18 protein-coding genes are annotated in these 18660 nt (G+C 44.1%); 3 read left to right on the top strand and 15 right to left on the bottom strand.

All coding sequences use genetic code 11. The features are described from left to right. Nucleotides 1-54: 54 nt before the first annotated feature. The 9 genes from ACYVNW_RS09070 to ACYVNW_RS09030 all read right to left on the bottom strand — a co-directional run bounded on the left by ACYVNW_RS09070 (nt 55) and on the right by ACYVNW_RS09030 (nt 7650). Complete coding sequence (locus tag ACYVNW_RS09070; RefSeq protein WP_460679536.1) at nt 55-525, bottom strand: hypothetical protein; 471 nt, start codon at nt 523-525, stop codon at nt 55-57. A gap of 5 nt (nt 526-530) precedes the next feature. Further along, the gene (locus ACYVNW_RS09065) at nt 531-1274 is read right to left on the bottom strand and encodes a hypothetical protein (protein WP_460679535.1); all 744 of its coding nucleotides are present in this window, start codon (nt 1272-1274) and stop codon (nt 531-533) included. Nucleotides 1275-1324: 50 nt separating this feature from the next. After that, nucleotides 1325-1879 carry an RNA polymerase sigma factor gene (locus ACYVNW_RS09060; RefSeq protein WP_460679534.1) on the bottom strand — a complete coding sequence of 185 codons (555 nt, stop codon included), beginning with the start codon at nt 1877-1879 and terminating at the stop codon, nt 1325-1327. Between the two features lie 26 nt (nt 1880-1905). Further along, the gene (locus ACYVNW_RS09055; RefSeq protein WP_460679533.1) at nt 1906-2862 is read right to left on the bottom strand and encodes a transketolase family protein; all 957 of its coding nucleotides are present in this window, start codon (nt 2860-2862) and stop codon (nt 1906-1908) included. Between the two features lie 92 nt (nt 2863-2954). Further along, on the bottom strand, nt 2955-3830 hold the full coding sequence (locus ACYVNW_RS09050) for a transketolase (protein WP_460679532.1): 876 nt from the start codon (nt 3828-3830) through the stop codon (nt 2955-2957). Nucleotides 3831-3898: 68 nt separating this feature from the next. Next, the gene (bcp, locus tag ACYVNW_RS09045; RefSeq protein ID WP_460679531.1) at nt 3899-4363 is read right to left on the bottom strand and encodes a thioredoxin-dependent thiol peroxidase; all 465 of its coding nucleotides are present in this window, start codon (nt 4361-4363) and stop codon (nt 3899-3901) included. A 12-nt stretch (nt 4364-4375) separates the two neighbouring features. Further along, on the bottom strand, nt 4376-6091 hold the full coding sequence (locus tag ACYVNW_RS09040; protein WP_460679530.1) for a M23 family metallopeptidase: 1716 nt from the start codon (nt 6089-6091) through the stop codon (nt 4376-4378). 140 nt (nt 6092-6231) lie between these two features. Beyond that, nucleotides 6232-6846 (bottom strand): fumarylacetoacetate hydrolase family protein, encoded by a 615-nt coding sequence (locus ACYVNW_RS09035; protein ID WP_460679529.1) that lies wholly within the window; start codon nt 6844-6846, stop codon nt 6232-6234. A 147-nt stretch (nt 6847-6993) separates the two neighbouring features. Then, the gene (locus ACYVNW_RS09030) at nt 6994-7650 is read right to left on the bottom strand and encodes a phosphatase PAP2 family protein (protein WP_460679528.1); all 657 of its coding nucleotides are present in this window, start codon (nt 7648-7650) and stop codon (nt 6994-6996) included. A gap of 150 nt (nt 7651-7800) precedes the next feature. On the opposite strand from ACYVNW_RS09030, the gene ACYVNW_RS09025 reads away from it, so the two are divergent. Then, complete coding sequence (locus ACYVNW_RS09025; protein WP_460679527.1) at nt 7801-9513, top strand: amino acid permease; 1713 nt, start codon at nt 7801-7803, stop codon at nt 9511-9513. A gap of 331 nt (nt 9514-9844) precedes the next feature. On the opposite strand, the gene ACYVNW_RS09020 is transcribed toward ACYVNW_RS09025, so the two are convergent. Continuing rightward, nucleotides 9845-11800 (bottom strand): KUP/HAK/KT family potassium transporter, encoded by a 1956-nt coding sequence (locus ACYVNW_RS09020; protein ID WP_460679526.1) that lies wholly within the window; start codon nt 11798-11800, stop codon nt 9845-9847. 255 nt (nt 11801-12055) lie between these two features. On the opposite strand from ACYVNW_RS09020, the gene ACYVNW_RS09015 reads away from it, so the two are divergent. Together ACYVNW_RS09015 and map are read left to right on the top strand one after the other, a co-directional pair. After that, nucleotides 12056-12487, top strand: a complete 432-nt coding sequence (locus ACYVNW_RS09015; protein WP_460679525.1) for a T9SS type A sorting domain-containing protein — start codon at nt 12056-12058, stop codon at nt 12485-12487. A gap of 124 nt (nt 12488-12611) precedes the next feature. Continuing rightward, nucleotides 12612-13376, top strand: a complete 765-nt coding sequence (map, locus tag ACYVNW_RS09010) for a type I methionyl aminopeptidase (RefSeq protein WP_460679524.1) — start codon at nt 12612-12614, stop codon at nt 13374-13376. A 124-nt stretch (nt 13377-13500) separates the two neighbouring features. On the opposite strand, the gene ACYVNW_RS09005 is transcribed toward map, so the two are convergent. The 5 genes from ACYVNW_RS09005 to ACYVNW_RS08985 all read right to left on the bottom strand — a co-directional run bounded on the left by ACYVNW_RS09005 (nt 13501) and on the right by ACYVNW_RS08985 (nt 18658). After that, nucleotides 13501-14163, bottom strand: a complete 663-nt coding sequence (locus tag ACYVNW_RS09005; protein WP_460679523.1) for a hypothetical protein — start codon at nt 14161-14163, stop codon at nt 13501-13503. 252 nt (nt 14164-14415) lie between these two features. Further along, entirely contained in the window at nt 14416-16116 is a 1701-nt protein-coding gene (locus tag ACYVNW_RS09000) for a M3 family oligoendopeptidase (protein WP_460679522.1), read from the bottom strand. 68 nt (nt 16117-16184) lie between these two features. Continuing rightward, complete coding sequence (locus ACYVNW_RS08995; protein ID WP_460679521.1) at nt 16185-17111, bottom strand: NAD-dependent epimerase/dehydratase family protein; 927 nt, start codon at nt 17109-17111, stop codon at nt 16185-16187. 99 nt (nt 17112-17210) lie between these two features. Further along, entirely contained in the window at nt 17211-17816 is a 606-nt protein-coding gene (locus ACYVNW_RS08990; RefSeq protein WP_460679520.1) for a Crp/Fnr family transcriptional regulator, read from the bottom strand. Further along, complete coding sequence (locus ACYVNW_RS08985) at nt 17792-18658, bottom strand: UbiA-like polyprenyltransferase (RefSeq protein ID WP_460679519.1); 867 nt, start codon at nt 18656-18658, stop codon at nt 17792-17794. The genes ACYVNW_RS08990 and ACYVNW_RS08985 overlap by 25 nt, the downstream gene beginning before the upstream one ends. Between the last annotated feature and the right edge of the window lie 2 nt (nt 18659-18660).

Below are 18660 nucleotides of genomic sequence, written 5' to 3'. Positions count from 1 at the left end.
AAAAAGGCTTACCTGATTAAAGTAAGCCTTATGTTAGAATAGAAAAAATATCATTTAATCGGGTTCGCCGCGGCGTTCGCCCATCTGCCGTATCAGTTCATCATTGAACTGCTTTTCGCTTTTATATAATACGCTCACTTTTTGAGGCGAGAGTATTTTTAAAAACTCCGTATTATATCGTCTTTTTACCTCATATAACTGCTGGTTGAACTGCATTTCGCGGTTAATTTGCTCGGTACCATTGCTCTGCTCACTCGAATTGTTGCGGCGCTTCTGGCGGCGAATGCTCACCAGTTCCTGCTGGTACTGGCGGTACACCGGCAAAAAGCGGTCGGCCTCGTCGGGCGAGAGGTTAAGCTGAGATAAAATATAGTTTTCCTTCGTTGCTTCAATGCGGTTAACGCCGGCCGAGCGGTTATTATACATCCGGCCGTCTGAGCGGCTATCGCGAAATGATTGCGCAAAAGCAGTAGCGCCGGTAAACGTCAACGCCATGATCAGCAAATATTTAGCAACTCGTTTCATTAGCTTTAATTTTTAGCCGGACTTTCGTTCAATGATTTATCCAGTGCATTATAATCTACAGAAGCTCCTTCTGCGTTTATTGTACGCTGTACATCACTTGGGTCCATATGGGTTTCCAGATAGCTTTCAATGTCATCAGCCGGTATTTCAGCCAGTTCCTTATGTAAATAAGTAGTGGCGTGCGATGTAGTTGAACTGCTGTTACTTTGTGCCAGAAAAATACCTGCACCTATAATTAAAGCAAAACAGGCAGCCGAGGCATATTTAAACGCCGCTGTACTTACCAGCTTACGGATAATGCCTTTCCGCATTACCATATCTTGGTTTACAGTTTTATTTAAAATGCTTTTATTTAACGTATCGAAATAACCTTCAGGTACGGCAAAAGCTGCTTCCTCAGCGGCAGGAGCCATTTCTTCTATAGCTATGCGACTGGTAATTTGCTGCTGCAGGCGACTGAAATAATCATCGCCCGGTACAGTAAAGCTCTCGGCATCGCTGGCTGCTAATTCTTCTATATGTATACGGCTGTTAATTTGGTCGGCAGATGCCTCAAAATAACCTTCGGGTAAAGTAAAGCCTTCTTCTAACGTTCGCTCTTTTAACTCATTTAAAAACACAGATGACATTATGCGCTGATCCAGTTCATCAAAATAACCGGATGGCACACTAAACGGGTTGTTTGGATTGAACCGTTCAGATGACATTTCTTCGCCCGGATACTCGTTTTTCTCTTTATCGCTTGTCATAATATACGTTAGATGAATTTAAGCAAAAAGGTTTAACATCTTTTTTAAAATTAATCCTTAGCTAATAAAAAAGCCTCTATCTTTTTGACTGCCAAGTGAAAAGAAGCTTTTAATGCACCAACACTCGTTCCCAAAACGTCAGAAATTTCTTCATACTTCATATCATCAAAATATTTCATGTTGAAAACCAACCGTTGTTTTTCGGGCAGGGTGAGCAATGCCTGTTGCAATTTATATTGGGCCTGGTCGCCGTTAAAGTAAGTAGAATCTGCAAGGGTATCGGCCAGGTCATAGCTCACCTCATCAAGTGATACATTGTTTTTCTGTTTCTTTTTGTTCAGAAAAGTAATGCACTCGTTGGTGGCAATGCGGTACATCCAGGTATACAGCTGGGCATCATTTCTGAACCCGCCCAGGCTTTTCCATATTTTCACAAATACATCCTGTACAATGTCATCGGCATCGTCATGGTCTATTACCATACGGCGCACGTGCCAGTATATTTTTTGCTGATATTTTTTCAGCAGTAAATTAAAAGCTTCGTTACGGGTACGTTCGTCCTGAAACTTGCTTAAAATTTCTGCATCATCCGGATGTGTAGGCATTTGATAAAATTAATAATTACGGGCTGTTATCCTTTACGCTGCATTGCTTTTTTGGCAGCAGCCACAATGCTTTTAGCATTTAAACCATATTTTTCCATCAATTGTTCTGGCGTGCCCGATTCGCCGAAGGAATCGTTCACGGCTACAAACTCCTGCGGAGTAGGGTTGTGGGTAGCCAGCAATTGTGCAATAGAATCGCCCAGACCGCCCAAACGGTTGTGCTCCTCGGCCGTAACTACACATTTTGTTTTAGCTACTGAGGCCAGCACGGCTTCTGCATCCAGTGGTTTAATGGTGTGTATGTTCACCACTTCGGCGCTGACACCTTCGGCTTCCAGTTGCTCAGCGGCCTGTATGGCTTCCCAAACCAGGTGGCCGGTAGCAAAGATGGATACATCAGTACCTTCGCTTACCATCCAGGCCTTACCAATTTCAAACTTCTGGTCGGCAGGGGTGAAAACAGGCACCACAGGGCGGCCAAAGCGCAGGTAAACCGGGCCTTCATATTCGGCAATAGCTAATGTAGCAGCCTTAGTTTGATTATAATCGCATGGGTTGATCACCGTCATCCCCGGTAACATCTTCATTAAACCAATGTCTTCCAGTATCTGGTGGGTTGCGCCATCTTCGCCCAGGGTTAAGCCGGCGTGCGATGCACAAATTTTTACGTTTTTACCTGAATATGCTACCGACTGGCGAATTTGATCGTACACCCGGCCGGTAGAGAAGTTGGCGAAAGTACCAGTGAATGGAATATGCCCGCCAATGGTTAAGCCCGCCGCAATGCCAATCATATTAGCCTCGGCAATGCCTACCTGTACAAAACGCTCCGGAAAGTTATTGATAAAGTCCTGCATTTTAAGCGAACCTATCAGGTCGGCACATAAAGCCACTACCTTATCATTGCGCTTACCGGCCTCCAACAGTCCGGCACCAAAGCCCGAGCGGGTATCTTTTTTATCAGTGTAAGTATATTTGGTCATGTTGTTTCGTAGTTCATTGGTTCATTGGGGCATTAGTTCATTGGGCATTAGTAATCTGCTTTGCCTAATGAACCAATGCCCCAATCAACTCATTAATAATCCCCCAGGGTTTCTTTTAATTGGTTTAAGGCAGTTTCCAGTTGGGCATCATTTGGCGCTACGCCATGCCATTTGTGGCTGCCCATCATAAAATCAACCCCGGCGCCCATATCAGTCTTCATCAAAATTACAATGGGTTTGCCTTGTCCGGTTTTAGTTTTGGCCTCATTTAAAGCTTCAACTACGGTAGCCATATCGTTACCTTTGGCTACTTCCATTACTTCCCAGCCGAAGGCACGCCATTTGGCAGCTAAATCGCCCAGGGAAAGTACTAAACTGGTAGGTCCGTCAATTTGCTGGCCATTGTAATCCACAGTAGCAATCAGGTTATCTACTTTATGGTGCGGAGCAAACATGGCGGCTTCCCAAATCTGGCCTTCCTGCAGTTCGCCATCGCCATGCAATGAGTAAACAATGCGGTTGTCGCCATTAAGTTTTTTAGATAAGGCGGCACCGATAGCTACCGATAAGCCCTGACCCAGTGAGCCTGAAGCTACACGTACGCCCGGCAGATGCTCATGCGTGGTAGGGTGGCCTTGTAAACGTGAATTGAGTTTACGAAAGGTAGCCAGTTCCGCAGCATCAAAATAACCGCTGCGTGCCAGTACAGAGTACAGTACCGGCGAAATATGTCCGTTAGATAAGAAGAATAAATCCTGACCCACACCATCCATATCAAAAGGCTGGGGAGTATGTTGCATGATGGCAAAATACAGCGCCACCAAATAATCCGTACAACCCAATGAGCCGCCCGGGTGACCGCTTTGGCAGCCATGAACCATACGTACCACATCCCTGCGCACCTGTGAAGCAATGGCCTCCAACTCGGTTATGTTGGTAGTGTGGGTAATTGTTTCTGTAGTTTCCATTATAATATCCTGAAAGTGTAAATAGCCCGTATTACAGGGCGAAGTTACTAAAAATGTTGATACCCGGTTTAACCCTTCAGCAGGTCAAGTACCTGTGCTGTGGCGTTTTGTGTATCTACTTTATTAATAATATGGGTAATTGTGCCCTCAGGGTTAATGATAAAGGTAGTGCGTGCGGTACCCATATATTTTTTTCCATACATGTTCTTTTCTTTCCACACACCGTAAGCCTCATTCATAACTTTATCGGTATCGGCAATCAGGGTGAAGGGCAGCTGGTATTTGCTTTCGAATTTTTTGTGCGATTTTTCGCTATCGGTGCTTACACCAATTACTTCGTAGCCCTGGGCAGTTAGCGCTTCATAATTATCGCGCAGGTTGCAGGCCTGGGCCGTGCAGCCGGGTGTATCATCTTTGGGATAAAAATACAGGATCACGAATTTGCCCAAATAGTCAGCCAGCGAAACGGTTTTGCCGTTTTGGTCGGTAGCGGTAAAGGCAGGCGCTTTGTCGCCTTCTGCAATAATAGCCATAGGTGTTAATTGTTAACGGTAAAATTCGGCTGTAAAGGTAGAGGTATTGTTTTTAAAATCGGTAGCTGTAAATTCAAAAGTATGCTTGCCGGGTGCTATACTACTATCAAAAGTGTACTTGGGTATGCGGTTGTGGTAAGTCCATTCCATCAGTACCCATTTGCCATCAATTTTGCCCTTCCAGGTTTTAATGCCCGACAGGTTATCGCTCATACGCACGGCAATAGTTTTTGCTGTGCGCAGGTTGCTGCCGTTACGGATATTAACCGGGGTAATTACAGGAGGTATGGTATCCAGTTTAATATAAAAGTCGCCGAAGGCATGTGCGGTGGCTTTAATGTAGCCATCCTCATAAACGTTACCATCGGTGCCGCCGTTGGAGGCGATGATCATGGCCTTATCAGCATAAGAGCCAAAATCAATCTCAGGCTTAATCCATACCTGAAAACCGTCATGTATGGGTGTTAATTTGTTGTGCAAGCGGTAGATAGACGAATACATGCCTGAACGGCGCGGCTGTTTGCTAAACTGGAAATCAAGGTCATCATACAGGTTCCCGGCCGGGATAACCACTTTCAGGTTATCCGATGTAAATTCATTTACCTGGTTATAGTGCATTAAGTAACCGGTTGGCCTATAAATAGGGTTATCCTTCGGGATAGAGGATTGTACATTGAAGGTAAGAGTGGAGGTATTGCCGGCCACATCTTTTACCACATACTCCATCTGATGTACTGCAGTATCTCTGAAATCTATTACACCACGGTTTACCGACTGTGGGTACAGTGTGATATTACTGCCGGGCAAAATGAATGATTTTTGTATGAACCTGTGGGTTAATACCTGCTGCGGATAATCAACTAATGCATTAATGGCATGTGTTTGATCAAATGCAAAGCGCTCTACGGCGTAAGTGAATACCGTTTTGCCATCCATGTTGAGTTGCACCGAATATACGCCATTACGGTTGGCCGAGGTACTATTCATGTCATTGGCTATAATGCCGAAACCGATGCTGCCACTAAGTTGCAGGGTGGGATTGCCGGCCAGGTGGTAAGTACCGTTAGCGCCCGTCAGTCCATTCATTTCACGAAACGTTTTTTCGCTGAAAGGTGCCCCGTTAAGGTGGTAAACGCACATGCCATATAAAACAGGTTTTACATGGTCGGTAACTGCCAGGTTAAACAATTGCGGATTAATGGTTTCTTCAGTAGCTGAGTCGCGTACCTCGAAATGCACATGCGGGCCTCCCGAAGCACCTGTATTACCAGACCAGGCGATAACCTGCCCTTTATACACCGGTATTTGAAAAGGCTGCAATTTGAAATCAGCATCAAAACTTTCCGTTTTGCTTTGCTGATAGCGTAAAGCCTTTAACAATTCGGGGGCAAAGCGCTCCAGGTGGCCGTATACAGTGGTGTAACCATTGGGATGGGTTAAGTATACAGCATTGCCAAAGCCACCCAACTGTACCTTAATGCGCGATACATAGCCATACATGGCGGCATGTACCGGGTAGCCGGTGCGTTGGTTGGTGCGAAAATCGAGCCCGGCATGAAAGTGGTTCGGCCTTAATTCGCCAAAAGTACCGGCAGTTGATGGCGTAAGCTCCAGCGGGTTAATGAAATCAGTTTGCGGATAGGGGCGGCTTTGTACACGGTCTTGGGCAAATGTTGATGTAGAAATAATAAATAGAATAGCAAAAATGTAAAACCAGATTTTATGCATGCCGTTGATATACAATATATTATAAATAAAATGTCATTGCGAGGTACGAAGCAATCTCGTAGCTGTACTTGTCTGACAGACATACAACAAGATTGCTTCGTACCACGCAATGACAAAAAATGTTGAATAAAGTTTAGTTATTACTTCACATAAAAGTTTAGTAATTCCTGATCTTCGATGTAGCCAACCAAATGGTCGCCAATATTAACTTTGCCCACACCTTCGGGGGTACCGGTATAAATGAGGTCACCTTTTTTAAGGGTGATGTATTTGGAAACAAAGGTGATAATGCGCTCAAATGAGAACAGCAAATCTTTGGTATTGCCGGCTTGTTTCACTTCGCCGTTTACTTCCAATTTGAAGTTGATATTGTTTAAATCAGCAAACTCACTTTTAGGGATGAATTTGGTACCGATAGGGGCAGAGTTATCAAAAGCTTTGGCCAGCTCCCAAGGCAAGCCTTTTTCTTTATGGCGGCTCTGGATATCGCGTGCGGTAAAATCAACGCCTAAACCAATCTCATCATAATAGTCGGCAGCAAATTTTTCTTCAATGTGCTTGCCCTCTTTACTGATTTTCAGCACCAGTTCAATTTCGTGGTGAATATCTTCAGAAAAGTCGGGATGGTAAAAGGGCTTGTTATCTTTCAGTAATGCGGTATCCGGTTTCATGAAAATGACCGGGGTAGTGGGTACCGGGTTGTTCAGTTCTTTGGCGTGCTCGGCATAGTTGCGGCCTATGGCAATAATTTTCATAACAATAGTGTTTAGCAACATCAAAGCTATAAAATAGTTTGAAGCACAGCGTGCGCTGCTGTTAAACTGTTACAATGAGCCAAACCCGCAGCTACATTCAGTTTAATGTGATAAGCACCGTTATTTACAGCAATTTTGGTTCTTTTACTACTTTTTAAGTAGTCCCTTATTCCAGTTTTTGCTTTTCATGAAAGGGCGGCCGTCCATCCAGGTAAGCCAGATTACGGTAGACATTACGCCAATCATGGAGCCGGCCATTACATCTTCCAGAAAATGCTGGCTCAAATACATACGCGAGTAACCTACTGCCATGGCAAACAGCAAGAAGATAAAGCCCCAGCGTTTACTAACCGTTAAGTAAGACAGCACGGTAGCTGCCGCAAAAGCTGTAACTGTATGCCCGGAAGGAAAGCTATTGTTAGTCAGAATAACCTGTCCCTTCACAAAATATATTTTAGCCAGCTGGCCTGCAAAGTAAGCTTTGGGGCGTGGGGCATGTACAATACGTTTGGCTATCTGCACAATAATACCACTTAAAGCAAAGCCCGTTGCAAACAGCAGTAGTTTGCGGTAACTGGTGAGTAAAAAATATATAGCAATAGGTACCAGCATCCAGCCGGTTCCTAATTCTGTAACGTATGGGAATATGAAATCTTCCCAATTGCTGTGCCGTGCGTTAATGGCAAAATAAATTTCGGGGCGTGTATAAGTCAGCTTAACAACAATGCAGCAAATAAAAACAACGAGGTAGGGCACAAAAAACAGCCGGCTTTGGCGCAGCACATCCAGCAAACGGGTATTCATGACCGCAAAATAGTCAGAATTTGCATAGCTACAGAAGTAAGTGCATATAATATTCCATAATCAGGCTTTTGATGATGTGATAATGCGTTTAAGCACTTACAGCTCATTTTTTTTGGCTATGTTTGGGGTTTAGGCTAATTTTTAAACTAAATGTCGAATAGTATCTTCCGCAAAAAGTCTGTAAATAGAATTTTGGCCGATGTGGCCAGCGGTTTTAGCGACGGCGAACACTCCGGCTCAGGCAACCAGCTCAAAAAAGAACTTAAAGTTAAAGACCTCACCCTGATGGGTATTGCCGCTGTGGTAGGCGCAGGTATATTTTCCACTATCGGCGAAGCTTCATTCAATGGTGGGCCGGGGGTAACACTCTTGTTTGTACTTACCGCCATTACCTGCGGCTTTTCGGCCATGTGTTATGCGGAGTTTGCCTCGCGCATACCGGTAGCGGGCAGTGCCTACACTTATGCGTATGCTTCTTTCGGCGAACTGATTGCCTGGATTATCGGCTGGGATTTATTAATGGAGTATGCCATTGGCAATATTGCGGTCGCTATTTCCTGGAGTACCTACTTTGTGAACTTGTTGGAAGGTTTCCGTATACATGTGCCGCGGTATCTTACCATGGATTACTTTACAGCCTTCAAGGCCCACAGCCAATTGCAGGAACTTGCCCGTAGCGGGCATCTGAAAGATATTACCGAGCAGATTAAACTCAATGCTTCAGCCTGGGCCACTGCACCGGGCTTTGGCAATTTTAAGTTCATTGCCAACATTCCTGCTTTGGCTATCGTTATTATTATTACTTACCTGGTATATATAGGCATACGCGAAACCAAGAAGGCCACCAACGCTATGGTAATGTTAAAAATTGCCATTGTATTATTTGTCATCGGTTTGGGCTTCTTTTATATCACCCCGGCCAACTGGCATCCGTTTTTGCCCAATGGTTTTGGCGGCGTAATGAAGGGGGTATCGGGTGTGTTTTTTGCCTACATCGGTTTTGATGCCATCTCTACCACGGCCGAGGAATGTGAAAACCCGCAACGCGATTTGCCGCGCGGCATGATTTATTCACTGATCATCTGTACCGTTTTATATATACTTATTGCACTGGTACTTACTGGCATGGTAAGCTATAAAGAATTACAGGTGGGCGACCCACTGGCTTTCGTATTCTCGCGCATTGGCTTAAAGAAAATCAGTTATATCATTTCCATCAGTGCGGTTATTGCTACGGCCAGTGTACTACTGATTTTCCAGTTGGGCCAGCCGCGCATTTGGATGGCCATGAGCCGGGATGGTTTGCTGCCAAAGGCATTTTCCCGCATTCACCCTAAATTTCAAACACCATCATTCGCTACTATTGTTACCGGTATTGTGGTAGCTGTACCCGCCTTGTTTATGAACTTAACCGAGGTGACTGATTTAACCAGTATTGGTACCCTGTTTGCTTTTGTACTGGTTTGCGGCGGGGTATTGCTGTTGCCGAAAGAAGAAAGCAAAGCAGGGCGCTTTAAAATCCCTTATATTAACTCACAGTGGATTGCCCCCGTATTGTTTATTGCAGGCATCGTTATTTTCTGGAAGCCGTTGTTAGGTTTGTTTTCAGCCGAGAACGCTCATGAGCGCTTCCCTTTCTTTTTGTTCATCATCTTGTCGGCTACGTTAACGGTGCTTGCCTTTATCAAAAAGCTGTCGTTAATACCGGTTCTGGGCTTGTTAAGCTGTTTTTATTTAATGACAGAGTTAGGTTATACCAACTGGTTGCGTTTCCTGATCTGGTTAGTAGTAGGGTTGGTAATTTATGCTACTTACGGATACAAACACAGTGTGTTGGGTAAAGAAAAAGCGGAATTATCTTAAGTATTACTCTTCCGTTTGTCCTCCTGAGGAATAGCGAAGGGGGCTGTGCTTAAGTAAGTATCAGTTCAGGTCATTCTTAATTGTATCTTATAATAATGCCACTGTCACCCTGTGATACTCGAAGATTAATAGCAGAGGCGCTCATAGGAATGGCCTGTGCGCCTTTGCTATTAACCTTCGAGTGTCTCAGCATGACAATGGCAACTCGCTTGCATATGCTTAAGTATATGTATTGTAAGTTATGCTGCCGCTTAAGGTAACATCAGAAAAAATAACCAACTAAAAAGGCGCTGCAACTTGCAGCGCCTTTTTAGTTGGTATCAACCGGCGTTTACACAATGCGGTGTATGGTTACGCTCTCCGGATCTGATAGCATTAGTGGTACTTTCTCTACGGTTACGAAGCTCAAGTCGAGGCCAAAGCCACGCTCTTCGGAAATGCTTAAATGCTTCAAATATTCGTAAAAGTCCATTACAATTCCTTCATAGAATGAAAGCTGGTGTGAGCGAGAAATCACCTTTTCAATGACTACAAAGCGGAAATCGCCTACAATTTTACGTCTGTTCAGTGACTCGTATTTGCTGGTAATGTCAATTTCACCATTTTTCACCAAATCCTCCACCACCTTACGGAACAGCATACTGATTTGCTGCTCCACCCTAAAGCCCAGTTTAAAATCGATACGGATAAGTTTGCCCGGCACCAATACATCTACTTCGTAATCGCGGGTATAAGGCTCGTCCATTACATCTACGTGCACCAGCCAGTATACATCCGCACGCTTGGGCTGCTTTTGCAGGATGGAATACATGATTTTAGATTCTACCTCCGAGTTGAAGTTAGCGCTGGTTAAATATACCAGCTGCGAGGCATATTTGGGCACCGTTTGGTCATCACTCAATTCCTTTAAAATCTCGTAGTAATCTTCTACTTCTACAAACTTAACGTAGCGGTTGCGTATTTTACGGGCGGTATGCCAGGTCCACATAATGCAGAACAAGATGCTGCCAATGGTAACTGTAAACCAGCCGCCCTCAACAAATTTGCCCAGGTTACCAAACAGGAAGGTGCCTTCAATAAGAATATAAACCAGCAAAAACAGGTTGATTAAATAACGGGGCACTTTGCGTCGCTTTAAAAAGCGGGAAACCAGTATGGTTGTCATGAGCATGGCGATGGTGATACTTAAACCATAAGCCGCCTCCATTCTGCTCGATTCTTTAAACAGCAATACTACGCCGATACAACCAATGGCCAGCAGCCAGTTGATACTGGGCACATAGAGCTGTCCTTTTTGTTCTGAGGGGTAATTGATTTTTACTTTAGGCCACAAGTTTAAGCGCACAGCTTCGGCAATAAGGGTGTAAGAACCCGATATGAGCGCCTGGCTAGCAATAACGGCTGCCACTGTAGCTATACCAATGCCATAAATCAAAAACACTTTTGGCATCATTTCAAAAAACGGGTTATGCTGGTTTAAATCCAAGCTTTGCCCTTTGCGCTGCAACAGCCATACCGCCTGACCTAAGTAATTTAAAATTAAACAGGTTTTTACATAAATCCAGCTTACGCGGATGTTGGCGCGCCCGCAATGGCCCAAATCAGAATACAAAGCTTCGGCACCTGTAGTACACAAAAAAACCGCACCCAAAATACCGAATGCCGATGCCGTACCTGAGCCGCCGTGGGTAAGCAAACTGAAAGCATAATAAGGGTTTAAAGCTTTAATTACATAAGGCATTTTTACAATAAACATAATGCCCAGTACGCCCATCATGGTAAACCATAAAAACATAATAGGCCCAAAAGCTTTACCTACCGTTGCCGAACCAAATTGCTGAATAAAAAACAGCCCCGAAATGATGCCGATTACAATGTACATGGTGGGCTCATTCGGGTAAAAGGTTTTTAAACCTTCAATGGCAGACGATATAGTGATAGGTGGGGTAATAATACCATCGGCCAGCAGGGCACAACCGCCTACCACGGCCGGTATAATCAGCCATTTGGCGCGCCGCCGCACCAGCGAGAATAGGGAGAAAATGCCACCTTCGCCTTTATTATCAGCCTTAAGCGTAATTACTACATATTTAAGTGTGGTTTGCAGGGTAAGCGTCCAAAAGATGCAGGAAACTCCTCCGAGTACTAAAAGCTCATTGATCTGTTCCCTCCCCACTATAGCTTTAAATACATAGAGTGGTGATGTACCAATATCACCGTAAATGATGCCTAAGCTGATGAGCAGCCCGGCAAAGGTTAATTTTTGTAAATCCTTGTGATGTGACACTTTATAACGTATAAGAAATCAGTAATATAAAACAAGAACTGTAACTTTAACACTAACCTCACGTATGCACATAAGTTTGATACGGGTATGAACTCTAAACAAACAAATGTTAAATTGTGTTAAAAACAGCGGGCAAAAATACAAAACCTGCATTACATCATGGCTTTATTTATACTTTTGTAGCTAAACTTAAATATGGGGCAAAAATCTACTCAAAAAGTTTCATGGATTATGCTGTTCGCGATAGCGATATCCATGAATTTTGCCCTCGCCATCCCTTTAAAAGCCGATACTACTTACCATTTACGTTTCAGTAATAAAACAGTTAAAGGCTCTATATTACGTAATGGCATTAAGGTGAACATGCCGCCGCTTAAAACAACGCCGCTTAGTATTCGCCCTACCCCTAAACCGACCGATGACCGGCTGCTCAGCAATGTGCAGGTATCGCCCAGTACCATTACCGATCAAATTAATATCAAATACACTATTTCGCGCAATACCAATGTAACCATCAGGCTGATGGATGTATTGGGTAATAATGTGCAAACTTTGTTTTCGCAGCGTGTAGAGCCCGGCGACCAAAAGTTTACTCAGTACCTGAACAATAAGTTTACCAGCGGCTTTTACTTTGTGCGTATTGTGGTAGGCACCGAATCGGTTATTAAGCGCATTTCCATCCTTTAAACTTTCGGTAACACAGTCCTGCCCTAAACAGCCTGTAATTTAACAAGCTTCAAACCATCTGAAAGCCGGATGTTTAGTACCTTTGCTTCGTTCAGTATATTTCATTTGCTTAAAAAGTAAAAACATGTCAATTACCACCAACGAAGAATTAGCGGGAATGAAAGCCATAAGCGAACTGGTTGCGCTTGTGCTGCGGCAAATGATTGATTATGCCAAACCAGGCATGAGCACCAAGGAAATGGATGATTTTGGTGGTGCAATACTAACCCAGCATGGCGCCGTATCGGCTCCCATCAAAACTTATAATTTCCCGGGCCATACTTGTATCAGTATCAATCATCAGGTAGCTCATGGTATACCTAATGCTGAAACGCTGTTAAAAGATGGCGATTTAGTAAATATTGATGTTTCGGCAGAACTGAACGGTTATTGGGCCGATAACGGCTGTTCTTTTGTGCTGGGTGAAGATGTACACGGGCATCAAAAGCTGGTAAGCGCCTCTAAAGAAATTTTGCGCAAGGCTATCAGTAATATTAAAGGAGGGGTGCGTGTATCTGATATTGGTTTATTGATTGAAACCGAAGCTAAAAAGCGTGGCTATACCGTAATTAAAAACCTGACAGGCCACGGCGTAGGCCGCAGTCTGCACGAAGAACCGCATGAAATTGCCAACTACCGCGACCGTTTCAATCTGCAGCGTTTTAAAAAGAATTCTGTAGTAGCGGTAGAAACATTTATCTCCACTGCTTCTACCATTGCGGATACCCAGCCCGACGGGTGGACACTGGTGGGAAATAAAGGCGGCTACGTAGCGCAGCACGAACACACCATATTAATTACCGGCGGCGAACCCATTATTTTAACAGAAAACAATGGGGTGTGGGACTAATCATTGGTATGCCTGATCTGCTATTGTTAAACTAAATTTTTAATGAGCTATAAGCCAGATGGCGGCAATTACTGTACACAACTGGTAATTGCCACCATCTGGCCCGAAACAGCAAGTTTATTTTCTATGCTTGCAGCGTATTTCTTTTTCGCCGCATAATTAACCAGATAATCAGGCCGATAATAAGTACACCACCGGCAATGAGCCCCATTCTGAGCCCTTTGTGCATGCCCGTAAACTGGCCGATGGTTGTATACTGATCGTTGCGGTCAATGCTTTCGTCAAACTTAATAGAGCCGAAAAACGCTTTCATCTCTTTTGCGGCTACTTCCTGCTGGGCATCATTCAACAAATATTGGAATGTATAGGTATAGTTTTTTGTATACACCAGCCTGAACTGGCGGTCTTGTACGCCCGAGCCAGTATCAATTTTAAGCGTAAAATCGCGGGCAATCAGGTTATTGTTAATTAAGGTATCATGGTCATGCTCAACCGTGCCCTTGCCTGAACTGGCCACTACTTTCTTCTGGTAGTTTTTGAGCTCTTTCTTTAAATCTTTCTCATATTTCAATGGCTTGCCCGGAGGGTTAGCTGATCTGATGATCATGATGTAACCATATAGAGAATTGCCAGAAAGAATTTGCTGGCCCAATGTATCCTGCCGCTTGTACTCCGGCGGCATCGAGACCGTGACCATACTATCTAATTTTACGGGTTTCAGTACCTGGCTGAACGCCGATATACTGCTCATGATTAGAACAGCGAGGAATAATGTTGTCTTTTTCATAGGTGTTAAAATAACCGATGAAAAAGTGATTATGTTTGAGTATGTAAATTAAGGTGTTGACAATCAGCAGTTTGAATGCTTGTAATTGTGTATTTTTATTTTCATAGTAAACTGCTACTTGAAAATGATTGACTAAATCAACACGTCATTGCTTCGTTCCTCGCAAGGACGTTGAGGAAAAAAGGTGATATATAAACTAATAAAGCCGGATGCTAGCATCCGGCTTTATTAGTTTATATATTCTAAACGCATTTAAATTTTTTCCAGTTCCTGCTTTACAAATTCCGCCAGTTCTTTTACATACGCGGCACTAAAATCAAACTGGATGCCTGCGGTTTCGTAGATTTCTTTAATGGTTTTGGTGTAACCCAATTTTAAGGCATCCAAGTATTGTTGCAAACCTTTTTCAGGGTTTTCTTTAAAGTTTTTCCAAACGGCAATAGCGCCCAGCTGGGCCATGCCGTATTCAATGTAATAGAAAGGTACCTCAAAAATGTGCAGCTGTTTTTGCCATAGGTTGGCTTTGGCTTCTTCCAGTCCGCTCCAGTCTACAAAGCCGGCACCAAAACGGTCATAAATCTGAACCCAGGCATCGGTGCGCTGCTGGTCGGTATGGTCGGGGTTGGTATACAGCCAGTGCTGAAACTGGTCGACCACAGCTACCCAGGGCAGCGTTTTTAACACATCCACTAGTTGGTCGCGCTTAGCGCGTTTCAATTCCTCCTCGTTATTGAAATACACATTCCATTTATCCATAGAAATCAACTCCATTGACATAGAAGCCAACTCGGCCACTTCAGAAGGGCAGTGCTTAAAGTCGTTCAGCTCTAAATCGGCTGTTAAAAAGGTATGCACCGCGTGGCCGCCTTCGTGTACCATGGTAGTCAAATCACGGAAGGTATTAGCTGAGTTCATAAAAATAAACGGGGCGCCTGTTTCAGCCAGCGGATAGTTGTAGCCTCCTGGTGCTTTGCCTTTGCGGCTCTCCACGTCAAATAAACCGTTATCTTTCATCACCTGCAAACGTTCGCCCAGGTAGGGGTTGATCGCATTAAAGCATTGGATGGACTTGTCAATCAAATCTTCGCCGTTGGCGAACGGCTTCAATGGTGCTTTGCCGGTAATATCCACATCGGTATCCCAGGGGCGTAGGGCATCTAATTGTAGTGCAGCCTTGCGCTTTTCGGCTTGCTCGCGCAAAATGGGCACTACTTCCGTCTCAATCGCTTCATGAAAGTTGTAGCAATCCTGCGGAGTATAATCAAAGCGGCCCAGCGCCTGGAACATATAGTCCCTGAAGTTGGTAAACTCTGCATTGAGCGCCACTTTATGACGCAGCACCATCAGCTTGTCGAATAATTCGTTGAGGGTTTGCTTGTCTTGCAGGCGGCGGGCGGTAATTTTCTCCCAGGCTTCCTGCCGTTTGCTGCGGTCGGTATCTTTCAATATCGCAGCAGCCTGCTCCAAAGTAAACTCCTTATCGCCAATATGTACCGACATGGCACCCGTAACCGATTGGTATTTCTGTTGTTCCAGCTGAATTTCGGTTTGTACCGGGATGTTTTCCTCGCGGAACAGCTCTAATGCTTTTTTCACGCTGCGCAGGTAGATGAAGTATTTTTGCTCATCTAACTGATTGGTGTATTCGCTATCTACCAGCTTTTTATTCAGCTCATTATTATAAGGCGCAATTTTAGGCTCTATCTCGGTAGCGAAGTATTGGAATTTCTGTAGCAAATCTTCGTTAGCCGTATCGCAAGTCATGCGGATGTAGCGCCAGGCAAAATCTTCCTCCAACGCGGCTTCCAGTTCGCTGCGGTCACGCAGCCACTGTTCCAACTCGGTAACCGAATTAATGGGGCGGTTACTTAGTTCCTGATACAGTGGTTCCAGGTTTTCCCATTTAACTTCGAGATTAGCAGGGATGTATGTTTTTTCTTTAGATGATATCATGATGATAGATTATGTAATAACTGTAGAATGCTAAGTTAGCTAAATCAACATCATGTTAAAGTAAAGGTTTATCGTTTAAAAAGTGTGCCCGACAATTCTGTGATGCCCTGCCGGTACGAAGTGGGTTGAAAGTTAAAGTGTTTTTCAAATTTGCTGGAATCAAAAATATAATTATATTCCTGCTGATAATACATTTCTACGGAGCCTTGTATCACTTTATTAAACAATCCGGCCACACGCAGCATCAGCTTATTAACCGTATTATATTTAGCCGGAACGTTAAATATTTGTGCTGCAAGTTCGATAAATTGCTTGCCAGTCATGGGAGCGGCAGTGGGCAAATGCCAAATCTGGTTGTCGGCTTCAGGGTGCTGCCCCAGCAGGTATACCGCTTTGCCGGCATCGGGGATGTAGATGAAATTGTGCAGTTTATCGGTTTTGCCCATCCATTGTGCACGCTGACCTTTAGCAAATTTATCCAATACCATGCTGTCTAAGAAGCTGTTTAAGCTTTCCGCTCCGTAAAAATCGGGTGCGCGGGCTATAGTAGCGTGCAGGTTTCCGGCTTTTACTTCATCCATTAATGTATTGGCAATTTTAGCCCTTATCTCTCCCTTCACGCTGATAGGGTTGTAAGGGGTGCTCTCTGTCATCGGGCCATTCACCAGGCCGTACATATAAATATTGTCAAAGAAAATCAGTCGTGCCTGGTTTTCTTTGGCTACGTTGATTACATTTTGCATAATCACCGGCCATTGTTGCTGCCAGATATCTTTATCATAAGTTAATCCGGCGCATAGGTAAATTACCGATGAACCTTTTGCTGCCTGCCGAAGTTCGGTGTAATTGAGCAAGTCGGCTTTTTGCCAGCTCACATTCGGGGCATCAATGTTTACCGGGCGGCGGCTAACTAAGCGTACCGGTTGATGGTTTTGAATGAAGTTGCGGGTAAGTGCATTTGCAGCCGGACCGCCTGCGCCTAATATGGTATGCATAGCTTTTTGATGTTGGTTAAACAAAAGTAGCTTTGCACTAACAGGCAAATCGTTATCTTAAGATAAGAAAACGAGTAACCAAGAGAATAGAATACATGATTATACGGTTTCCATAATCCGCTTTCTGATGCGTGACAGCGATACCGGGGTAATACCTAAATAATTAGCGATGTAATGCTGTGGGATGCGTTGCATGATGTTTTTGCCGGTGGCCAACATTTTAAGATACCGCTCCTCCGGGGATTCGGTAACGAAGGAATTCACCCGGTCATCATAACAACAAACCAAGTATTCGGCAATCAGGCGGCCAAAGCGTTCGGCTTTGTAGCATAATTGCGGCGATTGGTAACACTGCTGTAAATGCTGGTAGGAGAATGTAAGTAACCGGGTATCCTCCAGTGCTTCAATATATACATTGCTGGGCTGCTGCGTAATAAAGCTTTTGTAAGCACTTACCCAGTCATCCTCGAGGCAAAAGTACCCGGTAATTTGTTCCCCGTCTTTAATATGGTAAAGCCTTACTGAGCCAGAAATTACAAAACCCACGGCTTTGCTGATTTCACCAGCCTGAATAAAGCATTGCTTTTTATTTAAACATTTAAAGCGAAGACCGTGGGCAAACAGCGCCCATTCTTCATTTGTAAAGGTTACAAATTTTTCTAAAGCTTTGCGGTAATGCGCTATATGATGGTTTGATGTATCCATATCCTGTCCAGTAAAAAGCATACGGCAAATACCACGCTGGCAATACCGTTGGTGGTCATAAAAGCAAAGTTCACCCGGCTCAAATCATCAGGTTTCACCAGGCGGTGCTGATACACCAGCATAGTGCAAAATACCAATATGCCCGCATAGTATGGCCAGCTTACCTGTGTTAAAAACACAGGTAATATAACAAACAGTGCTGATAGAATATGCAGAAATGTAGATAGCCTCAGGGCATTTACTTTGCCCAGGTAAGTGGGAATGGAATGCAATTTCTCATTGCGGTCAAAATCCTCATCTTGCAGGGCATAAATAATATCAAAACCGCTCACCCAGCACAGTACCGCCAGTGAGTAGAGCAGCGGTAATACATTGAACTGCCCGGCCACTACCAAATAAGCACCTATAGGTGCCAGTGACAGGCCTAGGCCCAGTACCATGTGGCATAAGGCAGTAAAGCGTTTGGTGGCGCTATACCCCAATACAATCAGCAGCGCCAAAGGAGCAAGATAAAAGCAAATGGTATTGATAAAGTAAGTGGCGGTTATAAACAGCAGACAATTTACAATAGTGAAAGTAAGCGCTGCCCCGGGCGAAATACGACCTGCCGGAATATCACGTACCTTGGTGCGCGGGTTTTTAGCATCAATTTCCCGGTCGAGATAACGGTTAAAAGCCATAGCCGAATTTCGGGCAAATACCATACACAATATCATTAGTAGCAGCTTATGCCACTCAAAAGGATGATTTGTAGTGCTCACTGCCAGAAAAAAGCCAATAAAGGCAAAAGGCATGGCAAATATGGTGTGCGAGAAAGTAACTAATGAGAAATATTTTTTCATTG

Source organism: Mucilaginibacter koreensis, assembly GCF_054783355.1.
This window is presented reverse-complemented; position numbering and strand designations above follow the sequence as displayed.

Coding starts and splice junctions, on each gene's coding strand:
- ACYVNW_RS09070 (WP_460679536.1), bottom strand. CDS start 525: ATGAAACGAGTTGCTAAATATTTGCTGATCATGGCGTTGACGTTTACC.
- ACYVNW_RS09065 (WP_460679535.1), bottom strand. CDS start 1,274: ATGACAAGCGATAAAGAGAAAAACGAGTATCCGGGCGAAGAAATGTCA.
- ACYVNW_RS09060 (WP_460679534.1), bottom strand. CDS start 1,879: ATGCCTACACATCCGGATGATGCAGAAATTTTAAGCAAGTTTCAGGAC.
- ACYVNW_RS09055 (WP_460679533.1), bottom strand. CDS start 2,862: ATGACCAAATATACTTACACTGATAAAAAAGATACCCGCTCGGGCTTT.
- ACYVNW_RS09050 (WP_460679532.1), bottom strand. CDS start 3,830: ATGGAAACTACAGAAACAATTACCCACACTACCAACATAACCGAGTTG.
- bcp (WP_460679531.1), bottom strand. CDS start 4,363: ATGGCTATTATTGCAGAAGGCGACAAAGCGCCTGCCTTTACCGCTACC.
- ACYVNW_RS09040 (WP_460679530.1), bottom strand. CDS start 6,091: ATGCATAAAATCTGGTTTTACATTTTTGCTATTCTATTTATTATTTCT.
- ACYVNW_RS09035 (WP_460679529.1), bottom strand. CDS start 6,846: ATGAAAATTATTGCCATAGGCCGCAACTATGCCGAGCACGCCAAAGAA.
- ACYVNW_RS09030 (WP_460679528.1), bottom strand. CDS start 7,650: ATGAATACCCGTTTGCTGGATGTGCTGCGCCAAAGCCGGCTGTTTTTT.
- ACYVNW_RS09025 (WP_460679527.1), top strand. CDS start 7,801: ATGTCGAATAGTATCTTCCGCAAAAAGTCTGTAAATAGAATTTTGGCC.
- ACYVNW_RS09015 (WP_460679525.1), top strand. CDS start 12,056: ATGAATTTTGCCCTCGCCATCCCTTTAAAAGCCGATACTACTTACCAT.
- map (WP_460679524.1), top strand. CDS start 12,612: ATGTCAATTACCACCAACGAAGAATTAGCGGGAATGAAAGCCATAAGC.
- ACYVNW_RS09005 (WP_460679523.1), bottom strand. CDS start 14,163: ATGAAAAAGACAACATTATTCCTCGCTGTTCTAATCATGAGCAGTATA.
- ACYVNW_RS09000 (WP_460679522.1), bottom strand. CDS start 16,116: ATGATATCATCTAAAGAAAAAACATACATCCCTGCTAATCTCGAAGTT.
- ACYVNW_RS08995 (WP_460679521.1), bottom strand. CDS start 17,111: ATGCATACCATATTAGGCGCAGGCGGTCCGGCTGCAAATGCACTTACC.
- ACYVNW_RS08990 (WP_460679520.1), bottom strand. CDS start 17,816: ATGGATACATCAAACCATCATATAGCGCATTACCGCAAAGCTTTAGAA.
- ACYVNW_RS08985 (WP_460679519.1), bottom strand. CDS start 18,658: ATGAAAAAATATTTCTCATTAGTTACTTTCTCGCACACCATATTTGCC.